Genomic DNA, 26,952 nt, shown 5'->3' on the forward strand with positions numbered 1-26,952 from the left:
AATAGTAGCAGATATTTTATTTTTTTCAACCGTGATCACACGGGTTACAATACGCTCAACCTTAATTCTTAATCTAAAACAGGTCCCCCCTTCAGCGAAGGGAAAGGACCCTCATTTCAATGATTCAGCTGGTACACAAGATCAGAACAGTGCCGAAGGCAGAAGCTTCCTGCCGCCCTTAACCAGTGTGGATTCCAGCATGTCTCCCTTGGTTCCTCCAAAATAGAGCTGCCAGTATACGCCAAACCGAATACTAACATCATTCTTAACCAGCTCGGGCGGAGTAACAATCAGCCACTGGAACCGCAGTGCCTTGGAGATTTCAAACACCGGGTCCAGCACGTTGTTCGAGACCATCTCGCCAAATGGATTATCATATAAAAAGACAGTCCAGCCTTTATTCTCACGGTTCACCCGTTTGTGGGTCATAATCATCATCGCTACCAACAGCTGAACGGACTGTCGCTGACCACCGCTACCGACGGCTTCATCCAAGGCCCCTTTATTAATGACCTCCCAATCGGAATAATGATATTCCTCAGGAGCAGCATACAGGAAGTAGTTCTCTGTAACAGGCTTGTACACCTGGAGTACCGGGAAACGGTTCTGGAAGGCGGCATAGACGATCCGGCCGTCGTTAATAATTTCTTTGATTGCGGGAGCCGGAACCTGCTCCATTCTCGGATATTTCTTCAACAAATCCTGAATACATTGATTGAAATAGTCCGTGACTAGCGGCTCCACATCGTCAGTGGCACGTGGCACATTGATATTTTTATAGCTTAACTTAACCAGTGGAAAAGCATGCTGATTCTCATTATGAATGATCATCCGCCGCTCCATCCGCTTCATAATATCCACAATCTGAATAACACGTTTGGAAGCCCGTCCGACCCACAGCTTGCGGGACAGTTCCATTCCTTCCTTGTCGCTCTGGATGCTCTCGATCTGGTCACGGGAGCTACGCAGCATGGAATCCAGCACCTGGCGGGCAATGTGAAAATCGTCCCAGTGAACGGTGTTCAACCGGTCCTGAATTTTGGTCTCCAGATCTGCATTCCAACCGCTCTTGGAAAGTCTGCTGCTCAGCGTGTTCTTCTCCTCTTTGACTTTCTTAGAGAGTTCCGCCCGTTTCTCTCTGCGCTGCTTAATCTGGAGAAGCCATTGTGACACGAACGCCTCACAGCTCTCCTGAACGCGCTGCTTCACCTCTTCCGGAATATCGCGGAGGTTCACACGCTCTTCAATATGGGCGTTCATAATTTGCCGCTGATTGGATAAGGTCTGGAGCAGCCGGTCTATACGTTCAAGACTTCGTTTGCATTGACTAAGCAGGCGCTCGTTGTCCTGGAAGCGCTGGTTAATCTCTTGCTCTTTGTAATCGAGCCCCTCCGTCCAGATTTCTACCGGACGCTCATGCTTCATCTTGATAGCTTTCTCGGCCTTGCTCAGCTCTTTCTGCAGATTGTCCGTTACGGTCTGGCAGCGGATATAGTCATCATGGATCTGCTGATAGTCCTCCTCCAGCCTCGCCGTATCGTCCTTCTGGCGTATTCTGGCCGCCATGATGGAATCGGCAGAGTCGGATGGCTCGGGCGCGCTACGCCACCCGGCATCGATCCCGCCGAGCGTTGCTTCCAGCTCGTTCAGATTCTCACGGGCAGCAGTAATCTGCGCCCCTCGAGTTCGGATTTCCAGCTCGCTACGAGAGAGCGATTGCTGGAGAGCCTCCACAGTGCTAAGCAGTTGCAGCAGCGTGTTCTGTTCCGCGGGGTCTACAAGTTCAGAAGCTGCGGCAGCTTCCTCTTCCATTATAGGCGCTTGTTGATCAGCCGGGAACACAAGCTCCGGGAACCAGAGCTGAAGCCTCGGGAAAAGCGAATACCGCGTATCGCCCATCCATTTCTCACGCTGGCCGGCCATGTTTTCTCTTTGTCCAGCAAGCTGGAGAAGCTGCTGATCTCTGACGGCGAGCTCTCTGACCAGCAGGCCTTTCCGTTCTACCGCTCTCTGCTTCTCCTGACGCGCCTCTTCATGCGCCCGGGTCCGCTCAATCCAGCTCTGTAGAGCGAGCTGACGTTGCTGCTGTTCGAGAATAGCAGCGGAGCCTTCTGCAAGCTCTCTGCTGAGCCGGACTATAAGGTCCTCATGGTCCTGTAGCTCCGCATTCAACTGCCCCATCTTCTGGCGCAGATCTTGTTCCAGTAGTCTCAAAGCATCCAACTTAGCGCGCAGGACCGTTGTATTGTCCAGTTGGAACAGCCGATCATACTCCTGACGAGCGGATCTCAGCTTGGACAAATACGCTTCACCGTCCTGCAGCTCTTGCTCCTGCTCTTTGAGCTTGGCGGTAATGCCATTCTTCCAGTTCATAAACCGTTCCGGCTGCAGCACCATTTGCGGCCCTTCGCTAGCAAGGAGCATTAAGGCTGGAGAACCCGCAGCTGCCATATCCTCACGGATAAATAGCGGTACAGGGGATTTCAACAGCACCTCTTTCAGCATATCCGGCTGGATCTTCTCTGCTTCCCGCTTGGTGAGAATCAGTGCATAAGGCAGGAGCGGATATTGCTCCAGTTCCTCTTCCCGGGCTAGATAAGGGAGATCATTCAGGTAAGAGCTGCCCGCTACCGACTGGATTTTCAGATTATCCAGCATGTCCTTGACAGTCAGAATATCCCCATTGGGCACCCAATAGGATTGATTCTGCAGCTCCACATCCAGTAGCTGATGATAATAATCCCGGCGCAGCCGCTTGCTCTGCTGCCCAGCCTCCTCGATTCGGTGCAGGAACCTCGCGGTTATGTCTTCCTTCACTTCATATAGCGCAGTGGTTCCAAGCCGGCTATGCTCGTCATATAACTCCAGCAGCACGACAAGCTGTGACCACAGCTGTGATTCCCGCTGATTCTGCGTATCCAGCAGGGCACTCAGCTCACTAGTGTCTCGTTCATTGGCTGCGAACTGCTCGGCAAGCCGCGTATGCGATGTGAGCAGCGTCAAACGTTGTTCTTCCGTTGCTCTGACTCTCTCCTTCAGCAATGTCGACGTCTCTTCTAATTCCTGTACGGTGGCAAGCGACCGCTGAAGCGCAGGGCCAGGCGTATGAGCAGCTTCCGATCCATGCTTGGCGGCAAAGGTACCCATGTCCTCGCTATACTTGCGGATGACCGACGTCAGATCATTAATCATCACATCAAGAGTAGCCGATTCCCGCAGGGATTCATCCCGCTGCTTCCGCAGTGTTTCTTCTTCCACGGTAAGCGAATGTAGAGAAGCTACAAAGCCAATAAGCGTCTGTTGCCACAATCGGGCAACGACATTCCACTGCTTCCGCAGGTTCTCCTTCGTCTCCTGAATCACCTCTTGGCGTTCTTTCATTTCCATCGAGCCTTCAATGGCCTGAATTTCCTTCTGCCACTGCTCTATTTGCGATATCTGAAGCTTGCGTTTCGCAAGGGAGTGAGCAATCTCCAGTTTCTTCTCCATCTCTTTGGAGTCAGCAAGCCGGCTACGCGCACGACTCTGATGATCGCTCAACCTATTAAATTCTGTCTGCTTGGTATCCAGCTCCTCCTTGCTGCGCAGATACTTGAGGTTATCTCCTTCGAAGCGAAGCTGATCTGCTTCCTGATGATGACCTGCGAGTTCGTCTGCGATTCGGCGGCGCTCGGCTTCGGTGCTGTTCAGTTCTTCGTGGATCACTGTGAACATCTGCCTGCCTAGCAGCTCCGTCTCCTGCACGGCTTCCTCTGCTGCAGATCCTTCACCAACCAATTCATATAGCGGACCTGCCATGCCTAGAAACTCAGTATACGCCTGTTCCCGCTGCTCCAGCATAGGCAGGCGCTGAGCTATCGTTGCCGCATCAATGAACATCCGCTGCAGAGAGTTATCATCCTCCTTCGACCCTTCGTTCAGGCTGGCACCGATCTCAGGAATAATCAGCTTCTCGAACACGTTGTGGTTCGTGAAGGCATCATGCTTTTTAAAATAACCCTTGATTCCGCCTTCTTCCCCGTTGATTCTGCGCATATTGCGCCATTCTCCGATATGTATATCCCTGACTGCCAGGAAATCATAATATCTCTTCATGTCCGAGCTGTGGCTGCCAAACGGCATGATCTCATTCCGACGTTCACGAACGTATTGCTGAATAGTGTCAAAGTCTGCCGCTTCGCGGGTGGTCTCATCATAGAGAGGAAGGGTGGAGAGATTCATCTCTGCGCCCTCGCCGTATTCCAGCAGCGCATATAACAAATAATCCACCTTGATATCCTGCTGATCCAGCGAGTTATGTGCCGTCATGGCGATACCAGTTGTGATATATTCGTTACGCTCGCTGTTATCCAGCCGCCATTCTATCGCCACGTGAAAGGTGTAGGGCTTGAGCTGTTTTTTATGATTATGGAAAAAAGCCTCGACCTGGTTCTCGCTATCTTTTCCCCATGGCGTCTTCGGAATCAGGAGTTGGAAAATGGATTGCAGCAATACCCCTTTCCCGCCCCCGTTCATCAGCGTGATCAGCGTATTGGCGGGTCCTTCCTCATTGCACAGGTCCAACACCATATCGTCATATTTCTTGAGCATTTTCTCGTATTTGAGTCCAGTTATCCGAATTCGTTCAATCCGCGGCATAGACTTCACCTTCCTTTTCCGCCAAAGTCCGGCCAATCAAGCCTCTTAATTCCTGATAACGGTCGACATCATGATACAGGTAGCGCATTCTCTCATAGAGTTCTTCACGCGGGAAAATCCGCTTCTCCTGCTCGGAGATGAAAACCAGCTTCTCCTCTTCCAGCAGCTTCATCCCTTCATGAATCAGGCCGATCCGCGAATTGGCGCCTCTCGACAAAAGATCGCTCTCCTCCTGGCTCTTGGTCTGCATGTACAGACTGGACCAGACCTTGTGCATAGCCTGAATATCGAGCTGCCACTGGCGGCTGAACCGGCCGTCCTCATCCATCTGAATCCAGGCTGAAAAAAGCGAAGACACCTGATCGGCAATCTGAATATAAGACATACTGTCCTGTCCCGGCTTGAAATTTGTCTCGTCCTGATCCATTTCTGCCAGGAAGACGAGGATGATGATATTAATCGTATGTAAATGGGTTTTGCGCTCGATGCGCGAGTATTTATTCTTCAGCTGCGTAAAGTTCGTAGCGAATACCGAGCCTAGCGGATTCACCAGCAGGTGGAGCCGATGCCCGGAATTCATCACCCGGCAGCCCGCTTCTCTCGCCACATATTGAAGTGCGTCATATGAAGCGGTATCTTGCAGGCATTCAGCGGCAGCGGGATCATCGAGGGGCAGCACCTTTTTGCGGAGCAGTTCAAAAAACAGCCGAGATGCCTGCTGCACTTGTTCCAGTGAATAACTCATGATGTGCTTCTCACCTTTCTATTCTACAATCGTAATCGTATATGGACTGATATCAAGGCCTGGCCAGAAAACACGCTGCGGTCCTTCCACAGCGATAGACGTCCGCAGCTTTTTACCACGCAGTACCTCCAGTTGCGGATTACCCGTTAACAAGTGCGCAATCAGTTGCTGACATTCGTCGCTGCCACTGCCGCTGTCATCCTCCTGCTCCTGCACTGTAATTTCAGTCTGGAAGAACTGAATCCATAAATCGATCGCATGGGGAGTGGCAGCCCATTTGAGCTGCTCTTCTGCTGTAAAAGCCTGCGCTGTGAATGTAAACGACCCCTGTTCTGCCAAAGTATGAAACACCGGCATCCACAGTAGGGCCACCTCTGCCCACGGAATGCCTTTGGCAACATAGGGTGGAGAGAGGTCCTGCTCATCTTCCTCCAATTCTTCCGGCAATAGCTCAGGCATAAAACCAACGTCCTGTTCTTCCCAAGCCCAAGGCAGCGGATAGACAAAATCCTGATTCGGTGCGAACAGACCACCGATCAACAGATCCAGACTGTCCCCAGAAGGTAGTCCCTCTTCCTTGACCCATTCCTCCCATACATGTGTACGGAAGTTGAAGCCCGTCGCGCCCCAGAACAGTTCCGGGAAATTCAGCCGCAGATTCGTCTCCACTTCGAAAATATTGAGGACCATCTCGGCCAGCTCATCATGCACCCGTCTGGACAGCTCCACCCGCTCTGACAGCAGACGAATCTCGTTAAAGTCGATAACATCTTTCTCATCATTGGCGAGCCGGGCCAGCGAACGATGAATATTGTCAAAGTGCCTGCGCTCCTCGTCGAACTGCTGATGGATCTCCTCCAACCGCTGGTGACGTGACACCCCGTATTCGCTGAAAATATGCTTTGGATTGCGGCGCAGCGCGTTCCGGTATTCCTGTTGCTGCTGCGTCATTTTGCGCACCCTGGAGATCAGTTCATTGACATCCTGCAGCGCCCGGGTCACCCGGCCATGCTTGATATGCATCTGAATTTCCAACAGCTTGATGCTGATCTGGAATTCCTCGATAATCTCGTGGCTCATGAAGATCAGCTCCATGGCATACTCCGAGAGCCGGTAGATCGTCTTGCCGTTCTCCTCCCAGCTACTTCGCGTTGCGTCTTCATCCACCGTAAAATATTTATATTTCTGCAGCGTCATCTGTCCCGTGGCATCATCATAATACCAGGATTCAAAATCCCCGCCGTTCCCGCTCCACAGCAAGCCGTCTACCAAACGCTCCACCGACTCGGTTGTGCCTAACGGGGCTATATTAAAACGCTCCAGCGCAGTCCAGACTAGCGCAATGATATCTTCTTTCGAGCGTCTTTCATTGGATTCCAGTTCCAGATAATAGACTTGCAGCAGGACACTTAACGCCAGCATCTCTTTATAAGGATGAATCTCCCCAAGGTTCATACCAGCGCCCAGATTCCACAAGGGATTCAGCCGTTTATTCCGCTCACCAAAATCAGACCAGTTCATCTTTCAGCCAACCCTTCATTGTCTAAAACTACTACTCTCAATCCATCAGCCTCCATAAAAATAACATAAACCCATATCCGCCCCTCGATGGGGATACATATGGGTTGGAGATTTCAGCATTACCTCTTAACATACGGGAATATATGTTTCTATTATAGCATAGTTGAGTATTTTTGCTAATTAGAGTAGCGTCAACAAAACGCGAAAAATGTACGCTATATAGAATGCATTAAAATAACAAACAAAGACAAGAAAAAAGAGAGTTTATAACAAGGGATTCCCGAAGTGGAATTAACGAGGATTAGATTAAATGGGATCTGATTAATGAGGGGGAGTCCGAAGAACGAAGAGGAAGGCTTGGAACTTTAGGAGCGAAACGCTCATCTGAATGCTTTCTGCAGGAAAGTTCATGTCGGAAGCTTAAGCTGGACCCAGACTTCAACCGCTAAAGGCGGCATATAAAGAAGAAATCTGGGTACAACAGCGACCGGAAGTCCAAACATTCACCGAAGTGACGCCACCTGAAATGGCCAGAACAATCCGCAGCAACCACTTTTCAATCGTTTCTGTCCATAATGACTTCTAAGCTTCGTTATTCATTTTTCTCTAGATAAAAAAGATGATCTGTGGATTTTAATGTATCGTCAACCGTTAAATAAGTTGATCGTCCCAAGTACAGCGGAATTTGCAACTTGGTAAAATCGGGAATTCCATCCTCTTGGAAAAGAGAGTCGTCGCGATGAGCCTGCACAATTTCGCCTGTAATAAATTCGTGGCTACCATAGGAGTGAATATCTAGGATTTTGCATTCATATGCACCGTACGCGTCTGTGAGAATAGGGATATCCAATTTATGTCCATCACGATATGAAATATCGAACTCTTTAAATTTATTCTTCTGGTTACCAGAAAACGTACCTGCGGCTTGAATCCAGTTAGAACGGCTTGCAGGAAGGAAATTGATTCCGAAAGATCCGCTTTCTACGATTAAGTTGTAAGAATACGTTTCTTTACGAATTGAAATCCCATAAATCGCCGGTTGATACGAGATCAATGTGTGCCATCCTGCTGCCATCAAATTTTGTTTACCATCATGACGGGAAGTAATCGAAGCGACGATTCCCGGATATGAGTACATCGATAATTGCTCTTTTGGTTGTAACATAGCTTCCACTCCTTGTTTTTTTCTAGGTAAAATGTTTAAGCGGCGCGAACCTGTCTCGAACTTAAGTGAACGGTTTAAGAATTTGCAGAGTAATCAATTGATTAATGGACTATTAACTAACTAATAGCAAGATAGATTACATACCGTAATAAACTTTATATATGTAAGCAAAGTATATTATATAACTACATTCGAGTCAACGAACAGTCTAGAAAATCATGATCTGGAATGTGATTTGTGGAAGACTATATTGAAATGATTCTAAAATGAATCATGGATCTGTTTCAGGTCCAAAGTAGGTCATTTAGGAAAATTCTACGCAAACTCAAATGTGTAATCGCTGCGGATACTTCGAAAAGGGCCTAACGGGGAATTTTATGGCGGCAGCATATTTCAAGTGCAGGAACAAGAAGGCTGTTTCATCCTAAAAAAAGCGAAAAAAGAAGCAATCCCCCCGGCCCTTACAAAGCAGGGGGATTGCTTCTTTTTAGATGGATCATTGAGCTGATTTATTTCAATGTGTCTTAACGTACGCATTTTCATGCGATGCCGACTTTAATTTTTCGTTAGCGTACGTTTTTCGCATTTTGTTGGCTGTACCCTAATTAGTATTTATGATTCAACAAGTAATGCAGGTTGTCTTTGACGGTAGGCCATTCTGAATCGAGAATGCTATAGATGACATTATCCAGCACGGTGCCGTTGGACCTCAGACGGTGGTTACGCAGTACGCCTTCCCTGACCCCGCCGATTCGTTCAACAGCCCGCTGGGATCTTTGATTATTGCCGATCACTGAGAACTGTACGCGGACGAGTTCCAGTTCTTCGAAGCAGTGGTGTAGAAGCAAGGATTTGGACTCGGTGTTGACCCTCGTTCGCCAGTATTCCGGGGCGATCCAGGTGCAGCCAATTTCCGCGTTCCGGTGATTCACATCCAGATGATGAATACGAGTGGTGCCGATGATTTGATCGGTAGCCCTATCGAAGATGGTATAAGGAGCCTCTGTGCCATTTTCTTTGTTCGCGAGTGCGGTTAAAAGTAATTGGTCAAGCTGTTCAGGCGTAGTGACTTGCCTCCAGGTATACTCCCAGATTGAAGGGCTTGCCAATACTGCAGTCAGCCCGGCAGTGTGACTTTTTTCCATTGGAACAAGCCGTATAGCTTCGCCTGACAGTTCATCAAGATGTGTAGGCCACATGTGAATCCAACGCTCCCTTTGGTAAGATGATAGAACTTGAGAAAATGGTCTTCCAAGACCAAGTATGCTTCACCAATGGGCATGAAATCAACTAGTTTTTTATTCTACAAATTCCCTGCCAGAAGGGTGGAATTTCACCTTGGGAAATGATGCATTTCTTCCGCCGATCAGGGCTCTGTCCGTCTCTTTTAATTCCTTGTTAAAGTAGTCCAGAACGTAGCGAGGCAAAAGAAAAAGAAGCCCATCTCGGGCTTCTCGCTTCTCTACACAATATACAGATTAGGCTCCGCTAACGATCCCAGCCTCACGAATCCGAGCAATAATCTCCCCAACCTCTTCTACTCGGCTAGCGATGTGATCTGCTCCGGCACTGCTAAGCTCTTCTTCTGATCCATATCCGAACAGGACGCCGATAGATTCCACGCCGCAACCAATAGCCCCGATAATATCATGCTTCCGGTCGCCGATCATCACCGCTTGCTCTGGTGCGATATCGTTCTGATCCAGAACGTATTGGATCACTTCCTGCTTCTTGGATCGCGTTCCGTCGAGGTTGCTGCCAACGACATGTTTGAAGTAAGCGGCCAGACCGTAATGCTCGATAATCTGCTCGGCAAACACGGTCGGCTTGGAGGTTGCCACATACAGGCTATATCCCTGCTCTTTCAACCCCCCAAGCAGTTCAGGAATACCTGGAATAACGGCGTTCTCGAACTTGCCAATGGTGCTGTAGCGCTCACGGTAGAGTTCAACGGCCCGGCGGGCCTTGTCCTCTGAGAAACCATTCAATTCGATAAAAGAATCGTATAATGGCGGTCCGATATAGGGAAGCAGCGTATCCAGATCCTCGACCTGATTGTCCAGTTGGTTTAGGGCATAGGCCACACTCTTCGTAATTCCCTCTTTCGGATCGGTTAACGTACCGTCCAGATCAAACAAAATACTTTGCAATGTTCTGCTCACACCTTCAAACTCCCTCCGAAATAAACAACGAATATTAGAACTATTGATTACCAGTGCTTCTCGATGAAGGTGTCGCGGCCAGACTGCTCCCGGTCCTCCTTGTAATGCTTAGGGTTCTTCTTATGATAATTCTGGTGATACTCCTCCGCACGGTAGAAGACCGGAGCCGGCAGAATCTCTGTCACAATGGGTCCTTCAAATCGGCCACTGGCAGCCACATCCACCTTGGAAGCTTCTGCCGCCAGGCGCTGTTCTTCATTATAATAGAAAACCGCTGTCCGGTACTGAGAGCCACGGTCCTGAAATTGACCTCCGTCATCCGTAGGATCGATCTGTGGCCAGAACAGCTCAAGCAGTCTTTCATATGGAAATAGCGAGGGGTCGAACGTAATCTGTACAACCTCGTAATGGCCTGTCTCTCCTGTCTTGACCTCTTCGTAAGTAGGATTAACCGTCTGTCCGCCGGCGTATCCCGAGACGATACCGTGAATGCCCGGCAGCTCTTCAAAAGGGGTTACCATGCACCAAAAACATCCTCCAGCAAACATAGCTTGTTCCATCATTATAATTCCTCTCTCTATACAGTCATGTATCTACTTATATTAAAGACACATTTGCCTGCTGAGGTCAATATGGATCAAGCTGTATGCTGAACTGAACGACTTGCGTAGACTAGTCCTGTGTCGGTTCCGCAGAAAGGTTCTCGATATCGGTGGAACCAAAGAAAAACAATCCAAACAATATGAAAAAAATAACCCACATCCCAAAATCCGGCCCAACAGTTTCGCCCATTATTCAACTGCTCCTTCATTTGTAATTAGCCCGCCATTGTCTTGATCTCTTCTAGCCTTTTTGGCTCTTCTGCGTAAAAGCTTGAAGTACCTCGTCGATCGTCATATCGCCATTGTCGTTAAGAAACTTCACCATGTTGTCCACATTGGTGTTCTTAATCAGCGTTTTATATTTACCAGTCAGCCCGACAAGCAGCGTGGCTTGTTTGAATATAGTCACCGAATCTACATTCAGCTTCCCGGTTAAAAGTAAGGCTGCAACAATGATCTCCAAGTTCTTTCCACCATTAAGGAGTGCCTGAATGGAACGGTCCGCGCTCGCTCCACTCTTCGATCTGCTAGATGAAACCGTTGTTTTTTTGTTCCTTCCAGGGGAAGTCATAGTAATCCTCCCGCCTCTTTAATGAATGTGAAATGCTGATTCTCCATCTGTTATCTTATTCCTGTAGGGAGGTTTCGGTTACTGGGCTTATACAATGAAGCAGGCCGCGAAATATCGCGGCCTGCTTCATACGTGTCGATTTAATTATAAAATCATATATCCTTCTATGATCTGGCGTTAGATGAGCTGTAAATATCCTTCGCCAGCTTCATTGCCTTGAGGCCCTCTTCACCGTCAATCCAGAATTTACGATTCTCACGGATATGGCTATAGAAGTCCTCAATCAATCGAAAATGTCCAGTGCCCCAGTAGGATTTGGCTCCTGCGGATTTGGTGGCTGGTTCACATAAGAGTGTCTCCTGATCGTCCTTCCAGAGATACAGGCAATCTCTCCGCTGCAGGAGTGTTCCTTGCTCGAACACCACTTCCAGCTCTACTGGTGAATTGACCAGATAAGCATTCGTTCCGTAGAAAAGCCCTCTGGCTTCATTACTGAAATCAATGCACGCATGTGCGGTGTCCTCAACCTCGATTACGCCGTCCAGGACATCCGTCGTTACACTTCCCCGTACCGAGCGAATCTCTCCTCCGAACCATTGCAGAAGATCCAGCGTATGAATGGTCTGATTCATGAGGACTCCTCCGCCCTCAGTCGCCCAGTAGCCTCTCCAGTTGCTGGACTGATAATAGGCTTCGTCCCGGTGCCAAGTGACTACGCCTTTCAGGCAGAGTAACCGTCCCAGTTCGCCTGATTCGATCATTTGCTTGATGCGCACGGATGGGTCATTGTAGCGATTCTGGAACACTACGCCCAGCTGCCCTGTACTGTTGGCGGCAGCCTTAAGCAGGCGGTGAGCAGCATCAAGGCTATCTGCCAGCGGCTTTTCGGTCAGGACATGCTTGCCGGCATGTAGCAGTTCTACGGCCATGTCCGCATGTAAGTGGTGCGGAGTACATAAATGAACTACATCAATATCGTCTCTGTCGATGATGGTTCGATAATCAGTAGTGGACATACAGCCGTATTCCCGACCTGCCTGTTCGGCCTTCGAGGGATCACTGTCCACAACTGCAAGCAGCTCCACGCCTTGAAGCCCAGCCAGTGCCTGGGCATGCAGCGGGAAAATTGCGCCACAGCCAATAATTGCTGCACCAAGCTTTTTCGTATTTTGCATGGTTCGCTCGTCCTTCCGCGCTGCCTGCGCTAAAGTAATTGCTCCGGCGTCAAATTGACTGCCTGAGCCTGGGCTGTGAGACACAGCTCTGCTGCCTTGAAGGCATGCTCCTGAGTCATGGCAAGCTCAGTACGATTCAGAACATCCAGGATCAGCTCGCCGAAGAATGGAAAGCCGACCTTGCCTGCGACATGCTCGTAATGCTCGCCCTCCGCATCAGCCCAGAAAACGTGATCCCCGCTGTTAGATCGACCCAGATCGGTGTATTTGCGCAACTCAATATACCCTTCCGTTCCGAGGATCATCGTTCGTCCATCGCCCCATGTGCCTAGGCCCTCCGGGGTGAACCAGTCTACACGGAAATACTGGGTAGCACCGTTATCGCCGACAAGCGTCGCATCACCGAAGTCTTCCAGCTCAGGGTAGTCGGCATGATTGTAATTCGCTACTTTGCTGTGCAGCACTTTGGCAGATTGGCAGCCGGCATAATAAAGAAATTGCTCAATTTGGTGGCTGCCGATGTCACAGAGAATTCCCCCATACTGCTGGCGTTTGAAGAACCAATCCGGACGACTTGGCGCATTCAGTCGATGCGGCCCCATTCCCATAACTTGTAGCACCCGGCCAATGCGTCCTTCGCGGATCAGCTGCCCGGCATAGACTGCACTTTCCACATGCAGCCGTTCGCTGAAGTAGACCATGTACTTCTGCCGGGTCCGTTCCGCCTGAGCCCGGGCAGCTGCCAGTTGCTCCAGTGTTGTGAACGGTGTCTTATCTGTGAAGTAATCCTTGCCGTGCGCCATGACCTTCATGCCAAGCGCTGCACGTTCCGAAGGGATCGCAGCGGCGGCAACGAGATGAACCGCAGCATCCTCCAGAATTTCCTCCGCTGATCGGGCAGCCTTTACGCCTGGATAGGTATCCAGGAAGACCTTCACTTTAGCCGGATCGGGATCATACACCCATTTCATTTGTGCCCCTGCTTCGATCAGACCGTTGCACATCCCGTAGATATGACCATGGTCCAGTGCTATTGCTGCAATAACGAATTCTCCTGACCCCACCACCGGCTTAGCTTCGTGGCGAGGGGCATAATTCATCCCGTCTTTGCGATTCATTGGGATCCTCCCTGAAGATAACTCTGCAAATACTTAAGACTGATGCTCACACTCTCGAATGGATCACGACGACATGCATCCTGCTCGACTACATACCACTCCACACCCGTCTCACGGCAGGCCTCAATAATCCCCTTATAGTTCATGTTTCCTTCGCCTAGCTCGGCAAAGGTCTGCCTTCTCTCCACGATGGCCATATCCTTAAGGTGAACGACTCCCATCCGTCCCTTTACCTTATGGGTCCATTCGATAGGATCACCGCCACCCGCCTGCACCCAGTACAAGTCCAGCTCCAGGCCAAAGTCTGACGTGGAATCGTTCAGGAGAATTTCCATTCCCGTTACGCCATCCACCCGTTCAAATTCAAAATCATGATTATGATAGATAAATTGCAGGCCATATTCTTCCTTCAGACGACGGGCAATCTCCGAAGCCTGCCGCGCAAACGTCCGGTACCCTTCCTGGCTGGTACGATAATGATCAGGCAGCCCGCCAAGACCGATATACTTACAGTCCCATAGCTGATGCTCGCGGGCCAGAGCGTCCAGATCATTTTCCAAGCGGTCCCAAGAAACATGAGTAGCACAGATTTTCAAACCTGCCTCGTCTGCGTATTCCTTCACTTTTGCCGGGTCAATCGGTCCGATCCCAGACACTTGGACAGCAGTATAACCGATCGCCGCCACCTTCTGAAAAGTTGTTCTGAGCTCATCTGGTGTTTGGGTAAAATCTCTTAAAGTGTACATCTGCAATGCGATATTGGAATGTTGCATAGGGAAATCATCTCCTGAATGGTAGTTGATTAGTGCGTTCCTTTGACATCGAGTGTCTTGTTCCCGGCTGCTGCTTTTTGAAAAGTAGAGCTTTCGATCTTCTCGGTCAGCTTCTTATGGAACAGCTCAGCATCGATCGGCAGATCCACCCAATTGTCGGTCCAAGAAGATAAATACATCGCATTCGAAAGCGTCAGGCCGCGGATACCTTCCTCTCCCGGAGCCAGCAGTGGCTCATCGTGCAGGATCGCACGGGTGAAATTCCGCAGAATGCCATTATGCTGATCACCGCCGCCCGGCTCGACCGGAATCTCGCATTTCCAGCTCTCCGGCGCGCCGAAGCCTTCTTCGTATTCAGCATTGAATTTTGGCTCGGGAGTGCGTAGCCGCCAGAAGGTCAGACTGCCGTTTTCGACCACTATTTTCCCATTGTCGCCTGTGATCTCAAAACGGTTCGTTCCCGGTGCTTCTCCTGTTGTCGTAATGAACAGGCCAGTCGCCCCATTCTCGTACTCTACATAAGCAGTTACATCATCTTCTACCTCAATGTTCCGGTACTTGCCGAAATGACAGAAGGCACGCACACGCTTCGGCATCATGCCAGTCGTCCATTGCCACAAATCGAGCTGATGCGGGTCCTGATTCAGCAGCACACCGCCGCCTTCCCCGCCCCAAGTCGCCCGCCAGCCGCCGGAGTTATAGTAACTCTGCGTTCTATACCAGTCCGTAATGATCCAATTGGTGCGGCGGATCTCACCAAGCTCACCAGATTGGATCAGGTCTCTGAGCTTCTGGTAGAGAGGGTTCGTACGCTGGTTATACATAATTCCGAATTTCAATTCGGGATGAGCCGCAGCTGTGTCATTCATTTCTTGCACTGCCTTGGTGTACACGCCTGCCGGTTTCTCAATCAAGGTATGATATCCTGCATTAAGCGCCTCAATCGCCAGCGTCGGGTGGTCGTAATGCGGTGTCGCGATGAGTACAGCATCTACAGTCTTTGCTGCAAAAAGCTCTGCAGGAGTGCTGTAATGCTTCACCGTTTCCGGCAAATGTTCTCCGGCCCACTCCAGACGTTCCGGGCTGATATCGCAGACTGCTGCCAGCTCCGCGCCTTTAATTTCACTCAATAGATTGATTGCATGAGCACGGCCCATATTCCCTACTCCAATAATCCCATAACGTACGGTTGACATAATGGATCACTTCCCTGTTCATAAGTATGACTTGAGGATATACCGGCAGAAGGAAAGTGAACATGCCAGGAATTAAGATTCTTTTGTAAATAAATAAGATACATTAGATAAATCAACAATAATCGCTATAATGGATTTAGAACGCTTTCACAAGGAGCCTGATGATGAATACCCCTCCCAATCTTACTAGCGGTATGCTGGAGAATTTGAGTGTCAACGTATCCTATGCCCAGGTCAGCACCAAATATCCTGGATGGAACCGAACCAATGAGACCCCCTCCTTTGGCCGGTTCTATTACATAGACAAGGGTGAAGGTAAGGTCGTGCTTAACGGGATGACTTACTATCCGAAGCCAGGGCAGCTGATGATTATGCCGGCAGGTACCACACAGACCACAGACACTTCCCGTGAAAATCCTTATACCCGCTATTATTGTCATTTCGATGCCCGTATCGGGGAATGGCCGCTGTTCCATGCCGCAGGCAAGCTGTATATCAGCGATGCGCCGGACCGGGATGCTGTGCGGAAGATTTTTGCCGAGATGATCGCCAACTTCCACCGGAATGATTTTTTCTCCAAAATGCGTACCCAGGCTTCGCTGATGAATCTCTTGGCCCTTTGTCTCGAATCTGGCGGGTATCAGGACTTCATGAAAGAATTTATCATGACCGGCGATCAGGGCAAGCTGGCAAGTGTCCTCAATTTTATTGATGAACGCCTGAACTGGCCGCTGGAGGTTGAAGATCTCGCCGAGATTGTGCATTTGCATCCGAATTACTTTATTCCTTATTTCAAAAAATTCGTGGGGGTCCCTCCCATGCAGTATGTCCAGCTCAAACGGATGGAGTATGCCAAGCGGCTCCTCTCCTATTCAGATTCCAGCATCTCCAGCGTCGCCGAGCAGGTCGGGATGGAACTGGCGCACTTCTCCAAAAGCTTCAAGAAAAATACGGGAGTCTCTCCCTCCGCTTACCGGATCAGTACGAAATGATTTATAAATCCTATAACATGACAAGGAGCGATTCTTATGAGCAATCTGGCAATACATCCTGCACTGGCAGGAAAAGTGGTGGTCATTACAGGCGGGGCGGGTGTCTTGTGTCGTGCGATGGCGCTTGAACTGGCTCGCCAGGGGGCGAAGGTGGCTATACTTAATCGTACTTTGGAGAAAGGCGAGGCTTTGCAGGCCGAAATTGAAGGTGCAGGCGGGCAGGCTTATGCTATTGCCTGTGACGTAACGGATAAAAATAGCGTAGCAAGTGCCGCTAGTGAGGTACAGCAGCGCTGGGGTCCTTGCGATCTGCTGATCAACGGCGCCGGTGGCAATGATGCTTCGGCCAATACTACGAAAGAAAGCTATGAGCCGGGAGATCTGGACCATCCTGACGTTCATTCATTCTTCGATCTCAGTGTTCCGGGCTTTCGGCAAGTGCTCGATCTCAACCTGATTGGCACCTTGATTCCTACCCAGATTTTTGCCGCTCAGATGCTTGGACGACAAGGTGCGGCTGTCATCAATATCTCATCGATGAGCGCCCAATCCTCGTTGACCAAAGTACCAGCATATAGCGCCGCCAAGGCGGGCATCAACAATTTCACGAGCTGGCTGGCTGTCCATCTGGCAGACGCGGGTATCCGCGTGAACGCCATCGCCCCCGGCTTTTTCCTGACCAAACAGAATGAGAAACTGCTAATCCGGGAAGACGGGGAGCTGACAGAGCGTTCTCAGAAAATTATTGCCCATACCCCAATGCGCCGCTTCGGCCAACCGGAAGACCTGCTGGGCACACTACTCTGGCTCGCCGATGAAGAGACCTCGGGCTTCATTACGGGGATTACGGTTCCTGTCGACGGCGGATTTATGGCGTATTCGGGTGTCTAACCTCCTAAGGGAGTATCATTAAGGATAGGTTAATTTTCAATAAAGGTGCCAGCTCATATGTTCATACCCCAGCAGTCCGGCATGTAGCTCGACAAGGGACAGACGATGTTCCGGACCTGCTGGAACTGCTGGGGGGTCTGCTGCTGGATCTGCTGTTGGATCTGCTGTTGGGTCTGTTGGAGCGTCCGTGAGCCGGCGGCTTTATAGAATCGTTCAAGCTGATAAGTAGGAGGAAATGGCTGGAATAATTAGTGGCTCAACCGCTGCAGCAGAATGACTGCTAGTTCCTCTGCTGTGTCCCAGAGCAATGGACGTATCTCGCTTGGCAAAATAGGCCTATGATCGTGATGAACACTCTTCATCGTCCAGAGAACAGGTATGTCCTGTCCAAGAGCATATCCTGCTCCAAAATAGACCTCTGGCGCATGAGTGGTCACATCCGCAATTAGCAGCTTGCTTGCCGCGATAGTGTCCAATGCATAACTTGCTTGACGGTCAGACTCCGCAGCATTAAATACTTGAGGACTGTACCCGCATTGTTCAATTCGGGGCAGTACATGGGTTGACCACTCTTCGAGCAGCTCCTGATCGGCCGATAACAGCACACAGCAAGACTTAAGCTTTCTTCCCCCGGCCCTTGCAGCAGCTTCCGCCCAGCCTTTGTCAGTCAGCCTGAAACTCATCCCTTCGCGTACGAGCAGTTCGTCGCCAGCGAGTTTATCTATGATATAGACTAATTCCTGTAGATTCGGTGAGTAGGTTATATTATAGCTGTTGGCCAGCGGCTGAATAACCACCGCTTCACCTGCCACCTCTGAATGCCGGTACAGATATTGCAGGAAACGCGCACCCTTTTCCTCAATGGTGGCCGGAATATCCGGTGAGTTGGCGATGGACTCCAGTTCGCTCGCAGCGAGAACCACCTGATTTCCCCGGTCTAGCTGTTCCCGGATATATGCCGACAGAATAGGAAAAAGCTGCCGTTTGTCCTGATGGCTCAAGGCATTAACGGTTTCATAGCTGCCATGGAGCAATCGGTAGGAATCACCTGGAGCACAATGGCAGTCGATAAATTTATCATAATCCCCACTGGTTTCCAGTGGAACGATTTCATCACAGAATAAGCATTGCTTCTTCGCCATAACGGTTATCAGCTCCTGTTAGAATTTGGGCGCAGGTTTCTTTCAGGATAGGATTTGCATAATCAGGCGGATTTATAAAACAATTTTTTTAAAAAAGGCTCTCGCTCACAAACAATGCTTACCAAAATAACCCTGTCATGACAAAAAGACAACTTCATCAAGACTACTTCATCTAGACAGCCAGTCCAGAAGGTTGAAGTACACATGCTGAAGCTAACGGACCGTATCGACCTTATTCACACATATAGCTGCTTTTAGAAGATGTAATGGACTCAGGAGACGTTATTTCCGCCTAACCAACGGATTTTGAACAGGATTTCTCCTCATAAGGCCTCTGGAGTCCGTTACAATCTGTAATGCTTGACTCTATAGCAAATAAAGGCTCTGGAGTCCGTTAGCATGACGAAGATGAAGAACAAAGCACACAGAACAAAGCACACAGAACAAAGCACACAGAAAGTACTCGATTCAGAGCAGTTTTAGAGTTGAGTTTAGAGTTACTTTTAGAGTTACATTTAGAGTTACATTTAGAGTTACTTTTAGAATTACTTTTAGAATTACTTTTAGAATTACTTTTAGAGCTAAATCCTTTATCAAAATAGCTGACATAGACTGTTGATAGCAACAGTTATTGCTCAGCACTTACAGGTAAGCCACTGCGGGGTTCACTGGTTCTTGCGATCGCTTCTAAAGCCAGATTTCCTGGTTGTAAAAAGATTCTTCAGAGTCCTCCGCCCCGCTGCAATGTTTGCACTTTTACAGTTACGTACCGTCCTAAAAATACCGTCGCTTAGGAGATCAGCAAACTTGCGCTGCCGATTTGTTATGGTCAATTTTTCCAAATGACGGTAAAATGGTACTACACTGATCAGAGGAGGCAAATTCATGCTTGATATTGAAGCTATAAAAAAGGTGATTCCTCATCGCTATCCCTTTCTTTTGGTCGATAGAATCTTGGAAATTGATGAAGGAAAACGAGCTGTTGGGATTAAGAATGTTTCTATCAATGAACCGTATTTTTCGGGTCATTTTCCCGAGTATCCCGTTATGCCTGGAGTCTTAATCGTAGAGGCCTTAGCACAAGTCGGTGGGATCGTCATGTCGAATGGAGAAAGCAGTGATCATACAATAGGCTTATTAACAGGTATTGATAATTGTCGTTTCAAACGGCAAGTGAAGCCAGGAGACCAGCTTCTTCTCGAATTCGATGTAACACGGATCAAAGGGAAGATTGTCAAAGGAAAAGGTGTCGCTAAGGTTAACGATGAGTTAGTTTGTGAAGCAGAAATTATGTTTGCATTCAGTTCGATTTAAGTTTTACACATAGCCAAAATTAAAATTCAGCTATGTAGCCCACATAGGACAGACAAAATAGACTACATATAGCACAGACAAAAAGCCGCTTACGCGGCTTTCCATCTAACCTTATATCTCTATAAGTACCTCACTAACCTCATATCTCTATACTTATCTCTATACGTATCTCTATATACAGCTAAACAATCATACCCACTACTTTAACGTAATCGTCTTTTTCCACGTCAATTTCTGGCCTTGATCGTTCTTGAAGGTGAACTTCACTTCGCCCTGCTCTCCCTTCATGCTATCCGGGTAAATGAAGCCCATAAACTGGCCGTCACCACTAATGTAGAAGCCATCGCCTCCGCTCTGACCATGCTCCACAGCTTCTTGCAGTGTATTCACGATATCGTTCTTACCCGACTTCCACTCGATCTGCGACAATGCATACCCTTCAGGCCGCTGTTTGATGGCAAAATCAAAACTGTTCCCCTCGATGGGTTTAGGTGTCTGATCAATTACGATCAGTATCTGTTGATCTGTCTGTGCGCCGTCGTTAGGCTCTGCATCTCCTGCCTTTGCGCCGCTGCCGTCAGGGGTTGACGCTAGGTCTGTCGGTACTGCTGTCGGTACTGCTGTAGGCAGTTTTGTAGGCTCTTCTGTCGGCGCTGCGGTAGGTTGTTCTGTTGGTACTGTTGTAGGTGCCACCGTAGGCTCAACCTGTGCCGTAGCACTTGGTGATGCGGAAGGCGTACCACCATTGGCTACGGACTCCGGTTTTGCCCCGCAAGCACTAAGCAGCAGCGTTGCTGCCAGCACCGCCAGTACGTTCATCGTTGCCATTTTGTTCATGTGATACATCCTCAACTTTCTTCCGTTATTATCATTGGCTCTACTTGTTCCAGCGTAAAATAAAAGGACACGCCCTGCTTTGTGTTCTCGGCCCCGCACCGGCTTCCGTGCAGGTCCAGAATATTCTTCACAATGGCGAGGCCGAGCCCGGTTCCTCCGAACTTCCGGTCCCGGGAACGCTCAGCCCGGTAGAACTGATCCCAGATCCGTTCCATATCATCCTCGGGGATAGACGGACCTACATTGTCGATGCGGGTCATAATAATGCCGGGTGAAGCCTGCTGAATCTCAATTCGGATTGTGCTATGCTCCTCGGCGTACCGGACGGCATTGCTCAACAGGTTCAGAACCACCTGCTCCAGTCGTCTAGGGTCCGCCTGCACAGCCCATTCTTCTGTCTCCAGGATGTCGATATGAAGATTCTTACTTACTAGCTGATGATCAAACGATGAGGCTACATTTCGTACAAGACGCCCCAGATAAATCTCCTTGGGATGCAGGCGAATGGCCTTGGCCTCAAATTTGGAAAGCTCCAGCATGTCCATGATCAATGCGTTCATCCGGTCTGTCTCGTTCACAATCAGATGGAGGTAACGCTCTCTTTTATCGATGGCTACATCGTCTTGGAGTCCTTCTGCGAAGCCTTTGACAATCCCCAGCGGGGTCTTGAGCTCATGAGAGATGTTAGCGATCAATTCCTTGCGCAGCTGCTCGGAGCGCTCCTTCTTGGCCACTTCCTCCTGCAGGTCTTGGTTGGCTTCAGTTAGCTGTTTCAAGGTTGCGTCGAGGTTCTGAGATAATGTATTCATGCTCCGTGACAGATCGCCGAACTCGTCCTTGGAAGTAATGGACGGCTGCTGACTGAAATCCAGCTCTGCCATACGCGTAGCCGCCTTACTGAGCTTCACTAACGGAAACGAAACGATTCTGGAATAGATTAGGGATAGCAGCGTTACCAGAATCAGTATCACCGGGGCCAGATAAAGAAAGTACTGTGTGAGGATGCTAACCGCTTCCCCGACGGGCTGAAGCGAAGTCATCGCAAAGACATAACGCCCCCCCTCCCCAGCTTCAGGAAGCGAAAGAACAACCACCGCATACACAATGCCGCTCCATTTGTCGGTCCATTCCATCTGAACAGGAAGTCCTTTGGTCAGACGAACTCTATCGGTGTCCATCTTGTTGATCCAATCACCAAGCGCGTTCTGAATTAGTGTGTCTTGATAATAAGGGTTAAATGACCGGTCCTCCGGCAGTAACAAATCTGTGATTGTGCCCGTGACACGGGACAATCCTTCCTCTGGCTGTGCACCGGACGGCTGCAGCTTTGCAGGCTGCATAATCGTATCCTTTTCATCCATATACAGCCCGTCTACAACCAAGTGATCTCCGGTGTGGAGACCGGCAGGAATATCGTTCAGCATCGTTCCGTCCGACGATATGCGGATTGTAATGCTTTTGGCAGGGGACGCTATCCGAATATAGTACGGCTCTACACTTATACGCTCAAACTGATGATTAAATATCGCGATACTGACATCATGCTGGTTCATAAAGTCACCAAGGAGATGCGCGGCTTGATCCCCGCCTGAATGCACTGCCGTATACTGCCGGCCAAACTCCTGCACATTCTGTTCCAGCTTACTGATCTTGGTCGTGCGGTAAAAACGCTCAAAGAACAGCCCTTCCACCAGCATGGCAATAGAAAAAACAATCAGAATCATCACGGAGGTCACAACAAACAGCTTCAGAACTACCCCGTTCTTCTTCATGGCTCCAGCTCAAATTTATAGCCTGAACGGATGACCGTCCGAATCAAAGAACCTTCACTGCCCAGCTTGGCCCGCAGCTTTTTGATATGGGTATCCACGGCCCGATGGTCGCCAAAGTAATCCAAGCCCCACACCGCATTCAGAATATGGTCCCGGGACAGGACGATACCATAATTTTTGATCATCACCAGCAGCAGATCGTATTCTTTGGGCGACAGGTTGAGCAGTTCACCGTTTACCGTTACCGTATGGGCTTTCTGATTCACCGACAATTCTCCGTAAACTAACGTATCGCCTTCCCGGCCAATCGTGCCTTCTGTTCGCTTCATCAAAGCTGTGGCGCGGGCCACCAGTACCTTCGGGCTGAACGGTTTCGTCACATATTCATCCGCCCCAAGCTCAAAGCCCATCAGTTGATCATCATCCTCTGTCCTCGCCGTAATGATAATGATCGGGACATCCGACTTCTGGCGAATACGTCTACAAACCGACCAACCATCCATTTCCGGCATCATAATGTCGAGCACGACCAGATCAACCATCGACTGTGCAAAAATCTCCAGCGCCTGCCGTCCGTTCTCCGCTTCATAAACTTCCCATTGTTCCTTCTTGAAATAGTCCGTGATAAACTCCCGCATCAGCGCATCGTCTTCCACCAGCAAAATACTTCTCTTCATGAATTGCACACTCCACATCTACCAGAAATTCATTAGTCCATTTAACATGAGACTTGAATGCCTGTCAAAAAGACTTGCTTTACCGATTCACTGCGATCACGCTGATCTTCTTATCAACTTGTCCAATCCATAGCTCACCGTCACCCACCATAACACCCTGCCAGTTCACGAATAGTTTGTCTTCTTTCTGAGCCAGTAGCTTCTTCTTCACCTTGGCAGTCATGATGTCATTATATTTGGTGATAAACTCTTTCTTCGTTTTAATTTGCACGCTTTTCCCTTTAGTGTTCACGCGCAGCGGATAGGATATGCTGTCGGCTACTGCTGCTTTGTTATTGGCGGCTACATCCTTTTGTAGCTTGTTAAAAAAGTGCGTAAAAGCTACAGGATTTTCTATACCCGCAACTTCATATGGATTCTCTATCACATTGACCGCGTATACAACCACACGATTATTGATTTTGCTGATCCACAGCTCCCCATCCCCGATCATAATGCCGTTTACATTGGAAAAGGCTTGATCCGGCTTTTGAGCAAGCAGCTTGGCGCGCACATTGGCGGTCATGATCCGGTCATATTTTTGCACGAATTCTTCTTTGGTGTAGATCGGAAAGGTTTTGCCGCCCTTGTTCAGATTAAGCGGGTAGGATATCAGTTCGGCCACATCTTTGCTTTTGCCATCAGAGACTGCTTTCTGTAGCTTCGCTAGGAAGGTTGTGAATTCCTTAGGATCATCGAAACCTGCATTGTAATACGGATTGTTGATACTTTGCTGAGCTGCAGGAGCTGCTACTGCGTTGGAAACAGCTTTGGTGGAACCGGCCTTTTGATCTGCCCATACCGGCCCTGTCAACGCGGTTGCAGCTACTGTGAGACCTAATAAGAATGCGATTTTTTTCATTATTTATTACCTCCAGGGGTGATTTGATAAACCAAGTATAGTCCCCGCATGTGTACAACAGGTGTACATGAAGTGTTATTTCAATAGGGTCTTACTCAATTCAGCCCAAAGGCATGAATAAGCAGGAAACCGAGGATGGACAGCAAGACGGACCCGATCAGCCCGGCGTAGAACGGCTTCTTGCCCAGGCGACGGAAGGTAGCGACATCCACACCCAGTCCGAGGCCCGCCATAGCCATCGCTAACAACATGTAGGACAGTACGAGAAGTGCCGATATCACCTCGCCTGGGATGATTCCCAGCGTGTTCACCCCGCTCATGAGCAGGAAGCCAAAAATAAACCATGGCACCGGCAGCTCACGCCACTTTATTTTATGGTCTTGCCCTTGCTGTTTCTGTCCTTGCCGTTTCTGCCCTTGTTGTTCCTGTGATTGTTCCTTACGCGCTTGCCGCCCATCCCAAAGGCCAATGATCAAGGCAATCGGCACCAGCATTGCCACACGTGTCAGCTTCACAATCACCGCCATATCCAGCGCATTCTGGCCTCCCGGTGCCGCGGCCGCAATAACATGCGCCACCTCGTGCAGCGTTGCCCCAGTGAATATCCCGTAGCCAGTTACGGTTAGGCCCAGTAGCGGGTACAGCAGTGTATAAGCAAGTGTGAAAATAGTGCCAAGAATAGCTACCGTAGCCGCGCCCACCGCCGTCTCTTCGTCCTTCGCCTTGATTTGCGGTGCAATGGCAACTACTGCCGCAGCGCCACAGATGGCCGTTCCGCATGCGGTCAGCAGCCCCAGCCGCTTGTCGACCTTGAGCCATTTTGCCAATCCATAGACAACCACAATCGTAAACACAATATTTATGGCGGCAATCGCCACCACTTTATAGCCCGCATGAGCGATATCCAGTAAATTCAGCTTCAAGCCAAGCAGAATGATTCCGAATCTTAAGAGTCTTTTACTAGAAAAGGCTATTCCAGACTGGGCGTGCACAGGCACACCCCTAACCGCTCTGTACAGAATGCCTAGCAGAATCGCAATGACCAATTGGCCCATAATACTCAAAAATGGCAAGTACGCCAGCAGCTTAGCTATGATAGATAGCAGTATCGTCAAGCCTATCCCCTGCAAAAATCCGCCGTTCTTCATGCCCCTTAAAGGCATTCGGTGTATAAGTCCCATCATCTTCGTTGCACTTCCTTAATGTGATAAATTATATTCTCACTATAGAAGGAGAGAAGCCGAAAGTGAAATACGACTTTGCGATGCTTATCATTATAAAAACTTATGATTGAAAGTCTATCCTGTGCTAAAATGGCTCTAACAAGCCCATATAGCCGCAGACACTATTTTAAAAATGAGGGATTATAATGATTACTGATGCACTCCGCGTGTTTGTAACCGTTGCAGAACAACGTCACTTCTCCAAAGCTGCAGAGCTGCTGAACCTGTCTCAGCCGGGCGTTAGTCTGCATATCAAAAATCTGGAGAATGAGCTTGGAGCAAGGCTGCTGCATCGTTCGCCGAAGCAAGTGTCGCTGACTGAAGCCGGGTCCATTCTCTATAGACATGCCAAGCGAATCTTGTCCCACTATGAGGACGCGCGCCAGGAGATTCAACTGCTTCAGAATGAGGTGACCGGTAGTATTTTTATAGGGGCCAGCTTTACAATTGGTGAGTATATTTTGCCGGGGAAGCTTGCGGCGTTTGCCGGGCAGTATCCGCAGGTCAATATTCAGGTCACGATTGGCAACACACAGGAGATTATCGGGGCCATTCGGGGAAATCAGCTGGATATCGGTTTTGTTGAGGGTGAGGTTCAAGCCTCTGCTGACCTTGAGATTATCCCTTATATGAAGGATGAGATGATTGTTGTAGCCCCCTCCGACCATCCGTTATCCCAATCCGTCGTTGTGGAGCAGGCCATGCTACAGAATCAGGTCTGGGTACTCCGTGAACTAGGCTCAGGCACCCGTGCCTTTAGTGATCATTTTATACAGGAGACGGGGATTGAAGCGAAACGGTCCCATGTCTTCACCAGCAGCCAGGGTGTGAAGGAAGCCGTCGCCGCCGGGCTTGGGATCGCTCTTTTATCAAGATGGGTGGTAAGGAAGGAACTGGCTGCGGGTGATATTACCGAGCTGCGCATCCGGCAGCTGCAATTAGAACGAAGCTTCTCGATCATCCGTCATAAGGAGCATTCCCGCTCCATGGCGGTGGATGTGTTCCTGCAAAAGCTGCTTTTTGGCAAAAAAGAAGGCTGAAGGCTAAACGCCTTCAACCAGTACACCCTCTTCCAAATGCAGCACACGGTCACACCATTCCAGCATTCGCTCGTCATGCGTGACCATCACCGCTGCCTTACCTTCTCGCTTCACCTCGTCGGCAATCATGCTGACGACCTCTTTGCCTCGCTTGAAGTCGAGGCTTGCTGTCGGCTCATCCGCGAACAGAATCGCCGGCTTGTTCATCCACGCTCTGGCGATGGCGACCCGCTGCTTCTCCCCGCCGGAGAGTGCTTCTGGGTATTGGTTCCGCCGTTCCCAGATCCCCAGGCGCTTCAGCAAGTAATCTGCCCGCTGTTTGGATTCCTTCGTTCCAAGCTTCGCCAGCCTGGCTACGTATAGGAGTTGCTCCTCTACCTTCAGGTATGGGAGCAGCTGAGCGCTTTGGAACATAAAGCCGATTTTCTCCAGTCGTAGCTGGGTCAGCGCGCTTTTATCCTTGTCTTTTAACGATTCCCCGTCAATCAGAACTTCTC

Annotated in this window: 23 protein-coding genes; 4 read left to right on the forward strand and 19 right to left on the reverse strand. The window is 49.4% G+C overall.

Annotated features, from left to right (window positions below):
* Positions 1-141: 141 nt before the first annotated feature.
* The 12 genes from HPT30_RS09090 to HPT30_RS09145 all read right to left on the reverse strand — a co-directional run bounded on the left by HPT30_RS09090 (position 142) and on the right by HPT30_RS09145 (position 15,666).
* Complete coding sequence (locus tag HPT30_RS09090) at positions 142-4,638, reverse strand: hypothetical protein (protein ID WP_175371082.1); 4,497 nt, start codon at positions 4,636-4,638, stop codon at positions 142-144.
* The gene (locus HPT30_RS09095) at positions 4,625-5,383 is read right to left on the reverse strand and encodes a DUF6063 family protein (RefSeq protein ID WP_175371083.1); all 759 of its coding nucleotides are present in this window, start codon (positions 5,381-5,383) and stop codon (positions 4,625-4,627) included. The genes HPT30_RS09090 and HPT30_RS09095 overlap by 14 nt, the downstream gene beginning before the upstream one ends.
* An 18-nt stretch (positions 5,384-5,401) precedes the next feature.
* Entirely contained in the window at positions 5,402-6,904 is a 1,503-nt protein-coding gene (locus HPT30_RS09100) for a hypothetical protein (RefSeq protein WP_175371084.1), read from the reverse strand.
* A 592-nt stretch (positions 6,905-7,496) separates the two neighbouring features.
* Positions 7,497-8,069 (reverse strand): flavin reductase family protein, encoded by a 573-nt coding sequence (locus HPT30_RS09105; protein ID WP_175371085.1) that lies wholly within the window; start codon positions 8,067-8,069, stop codon positions 7,497-7,499.
* A gap of 605 nt (positions 8,070-8,674) precedes the next feature.
* Positions 8,675-9,268 (reverse strand): GNAT family N-acetyltransferase, encoded by a 594-nt coding sequence (locus HPT30_RS09110; protein WP_175371086.1) that lies wholly within the window; start codon positions 9,266-9,268, stop codon positions 8,675-8,677.
* A gap of 279 nt (positions 9,269-9,547) precedes the next feature.
* Entirely contained in the window at positions 9,548-10,231 is a 684-nt protein-coding gene (locus HPT30_RS09115; RefSeq protein WP_175371087.1) for an HAD family hydrolase, read from the reverse strand.
* 47 nt (positions 10,232-10,278) lie between these two features.
* On the reverse strand, positions 10,279-10,791 hold the full coding sequence (gene msrA / locus HPT30_RS09120) for a peptide-methionine (S)-S-oxide reductase MsrA (RefSeq protein WP_175371110.1): 513 nt from the start codon (positions 10,789-10,791) through the stop codon (positions 10,279-10,281).
* 283 nt (positions 10,792-11,074) lie between these two features.
* Entirely contained in the window at positions 11,075-11,404 is a 330-nt protein-coding gene (locus HPT30_RS09125; protein ID WP_175371088.1) for a hypothetical protein, read from the reverse strand.
* Between the two features lie 164 nt (positions 11,405-11,568).
* Positions 11,569-12,579: a Gfo/Idh/MocA family protein gene (locus HPT30_RS09130; RefSeq protein ID WP_175371089.1), complete on the reverse strand. Its 1,011-nt coding sequence runs from the start codon at positions 12,577-12,579 to the stop codon at positions 11,569-11,571.
* A 29-nt stretch (positions 12,580-12,608) separates the two neighbouring features.
* Positions 12,609-13,697, reverse strand: a complete 1,089-nt coding sequence (locus HPT30_RS09135) for a Gfo/Idh/MocA family protein (protein WP_175371090.1) — start codon at positions 13,695-13,697, stop codon at positions 12,609-12,611.
* Complete coding sequence (locus HPT30_RS09140) at positions 13,694-14,470, reverse strand: sugar phosphate isomerase/epimerase family protein (RefSeq protein WP_175371091.1); 777 nt, start codon at positions 14,468-14,470, stop codon at positions 13,694-13,696. The genes HPT30_RS09135 and HPT30_RS09140 overlap by 4 nt, the downstream gene beginning before the upstream one ends.
* Positions 14,471-14,499: 29 nt before the next feature.
* Positions 14,500-15,666, reverse strand: a complete 1,167-nt coding sequence (locus HPT30_RS09145) for a Gfo/Idh/MocA family protein (protein WP_175371092.1) — start codon at positions 15,664-15,666, stop codon at positions 14,500-14,502.
* Positions 15,667-15,827: 161 nt separating this feature from the next.
* On the opposite strand from HPT30_RS09145, the gene HPT30_RS09150 reads away from it, so the two are divergent.
* Positions 15,828-16,658 (forward strand): AraC family transcriptional regulator, encoded by an 831-nt coding sequence (locus HPT30_RS09150; protein ID WP_312876321.1) that lies wholly within the window; start codon positions 15,828-15,830, stop codon positions 16,656-16,658.
* 36 nt (positions 16,659-16,694) lie between these two features.
* A complete protein-coding gene (locus HPT30_RS09155) occupies positions 16,695-17,549 on the forward strand; it encodes an SDR family oxidoreductase (protein WP_175371093.1) in 855 nt (284 codons plus the stop codon).
* Positions 17,550-17,797: 248 nt separating this feature from the next.
* On the opposite strand, the gene HPT30_RS09160 is transcribed toward HPT30_RS09155, so the two are convergent.
* On the reverse strand, positions 17,798-18,691 hold the full coding sequence (locus tag HPT30_RS09160; RefSeq protein ID WP_175371094.1) for a hypothetical protein: 894 nt from the start codon (positions 18,689-18,691) through the stop codon (positions 17,798-17,800).
* An 885-nt stretch (positions 18,692-19,576) separates the two neighbouring features.
* Between HPT30_RS09160 and fabZ the strand changes: the two genes are divergently transcribed.
* Entirely contained in the window at positions 19,577-20,005 is a 429-nt protein-coding gene (gene fabZ, locus HPT30_RS09165; RefSeq protein ID WP_175371095.1) for a 3-hydroxyacyl-ACP dehydratase FabZ, read from the forward strand.
* 198 nt (positions 20,006-20,203) lie between these two features.
* Here the strand turns inward: fabZ and HPT30_RS09170 are convergent, their stop codons facing one another.
* From HPT30_RS09170 to HPT30_RS09190, 5 genes are all read right to left on the reverse strand, one after another.
* On the reverse strand, positions 20,204-20,842 hold the full coding sequence (locus tag HPT30_RS09170) for a PT domain-containing protein (protein WP_175371096.1): 639 nt from the start codon (positions 20,840-20,842) through the stop codon (positions 20,204-20,206).
* 11 nt (positions 20,843-20,853) lie between these two features.
* A complete protein-coding gene (locus HPT30_RS09175; RefSeq protein WP_175371097.1) occupies positions 20,854-22,614 on the reverse strand; it encodes a sensor histidine kinase in 1,761 nt (586 codons plus the stop codon).
* A complete protein-coding gene (locus HPT30_RS09180; RefSeq protein WP_175371098.1) occupies positions 22,611-23,291 on the reverse strand; it encodes a response regulator transcription factor in 681 nt (226 codons plus the stop codon). The genes HPT30_RS09175 and HPT30_RS09180 overlap by 4 nt, the downstream gene beginning before the upstream one ends.
* Positions 23,292-23,370: 79 nt before the next feature.
* Positions 23,371-24,192, reverse strand: a complete 822-nt coding sequence (locus tag HPT30_RS09185; protein ID WP_175371099.1) for a hypothetical protein — start codon at positions 24,190-24,192, stop codon at positions 23,371-23,373.
* A gap of 95 nt (positions 24,193-24,287) precedes the next feature.
* Positions 24,288-25,355: a YeiH family protein gene (locus tag HPT30_RS09190; RefSeq protein ID WP_246317001.1), complete on the reverse strand. Its 1,068-nt coding sequence runs from the start codon at positions 25,353-25,355 to the stop codon at positions 24,288-24,290.
* Between the two features lie 206 nt (positions 25,356-25,561).
* Between HPT30_RS09190 and HPT30_RS09195 the strand changes: the two genes are divergently transcribed.
* Positions 25,562-26,455, forward strand: coding sequence for a LysR family transcriptional regulator (locus HPT30_RS09195; RefSeq protein WP_175371100.1), 894 nt, complete (start codon positions 25,562-25,564; stop codon positions 26,453-26,455).
* A gap of 3 nt (positions 26,456-26,458) precedes the next feature.
* Here HPT30_RS09195 and HPT30_RS09200 read toward each other — a convergent pair.
* The coding region (locus HPT30_RS09200; RefSeq protein WP_175371101.1) for an ABC transporter ATP-binding protein at positions 26,459-26,952 on the reverse strand (494 nt) is incomplete at its 5' end.

It is taken from the genome of Paenibacillus agri, assembly GCF_013359945.1.
GTDB lineage: Bacteria > Bacillota > Bacilli > Paenibacillales > Paenibacillaceae > Paenibacillus_AQ > Paenibacillus_AQ agri.

Coding starts and splice junctions, on each gene's coding strand:
- HPT30_RS09175 (WP_175371097.1), bottom strand. CDS start 22,614: ATGAAGAAGAACGGGGTAGTTCTGAAGCTGTTTGTTGTGACCTCCGTG.
- HPT30_RS09190 (WP_246317001.1), bottom strand. CDS start 25,355: ATGCCTTTAAGGGGCATGAAGAACGGCGGATTTTTGCAGGGGATAGGC.
- HPT30_RS09105 (WP_175371085.1), bottom strand. CDS start 8,069: ATGTTACAACCAAAAGAGCAATTATCGATGTACTCATATCCGGGAATC.
- HPT30_RS09145 (WP_175371092.1), bottom strand. CDS start 15,666: ATGTCAACCGTACGTTATGGGATTATTGGAGTAGGGAATATGGGCCGT.
- HPT30_RS09135 (WP_175371090.1), bottom strand. CDS start 13,697: ATGAATCGCAAAGACGGGATGAATTATGCCCCTCGCCACGAAGCTAAG.
- HPT30_RS09110 (WP_175371086.1), bottom strand. CDS start 9,268: ATGTGGCCTACACATCTTGATGAACTGTCAGGCGAAGCTATACGGCTT.
- HPT30_RS09125 (WP_175371088.1), bottom strand. CDS start 11,404: ATGACTTCCCCTGGAAGGAACAAAAAAACAACGGTTTCATCTAGCAGA.
- HPT30_RS09155 (WP_175371093.1), top strand. CDS start 16,695: ATGAGCAATCTGGCAATACATCCTGCACTGGCAGGAAAAGTGGTGGTC.
- HPT30_RS09195 (WP_175371100.1), top strand. CDS start 25,562: ATGATTACTGATGCACTCCGCGTGTTTGTAACCGTTGCAGAACAACGT.
- HPT30_RS09130 (WP_175371089.1), bottom strand. CDS start 12,579: ATGCAAAATACGAAAAAGCTTGGTGCAGCAATTATTGGCTGTGGCGCA.
- HPT30_RS09150 (WP_312876321.1), top strand. CDS start 15,828: ATGATGAATACCCCTCCCAATCTTACTAGCGGTATGCTGGAGAATTTG.
- HPT30_RS09180 (WP_175371098.1), bottom strand. CDS start 23,291: ATGAAGAGAAGTATTTTGCTGGTGGAAGACGATGCGCTGATGCGGGAG.
- HPT30_RS09185 (WP_175371099.1), bottom strand. CDS start 24,192: ATGAAAAAAATCGCATTCTTATTAGGTCTCACAGTAGCTGCAACCGCG.
- HPT30_RS09100 (WP_175371084.1), bottom strand. CDS start 6,904: ATGAACTGGTCTGATTTTGGTGAGCGGAATAAACGGCTGAATCCCTTG.
- HPT30_RS09170 (WP_175371096.1), bottom strand. CDS start 20,842: ATGAACAAAATGGCAACGATGAACGTACTGGCGGTGCTGGCAGCAACG.
- HPT30_RS09090 (WP_175371082.1), bottom strand. CDS start 4,638: ATGCCGCGGATTGAACGAATTCGGATAACTGGACTCAAATACGAGAAA.
- HPT30_RS09140 (WP_175371091.1), bottom strand. CDS start 14,470: ATGCAACATTCCAATATCGCATTGCAGATGTACACTTTAAGAGATTTT.
- msrA (WP_175371110.1), bottom strand. CDS start 10,791: ATGGAACAAGCTATGTTTGCTGGAGGATGTTTTTGGTGCATGGTAACC.
- HPT30_RS09160 (WP_175371094.1), bottom strand. CDS start 18,691: ATGGCGAAGAAGCAATGCTTATTCTGTGATGAAATCGTTCCACTGGAA.
- fabZ (WP_175371095.1), top strand. CDS start 19,577: ATGCTTGATATTGAAGCTATAAAAAAGGTGATTCCTCATCGCTATCCC.
- HPT30_RS09095 (WP_175371083.1), bottom strand. CDS start 5,383: ATGAGTTATTCACTGGAACAAGTGCAGCAGGCATCTCGGCTGTTTTTT.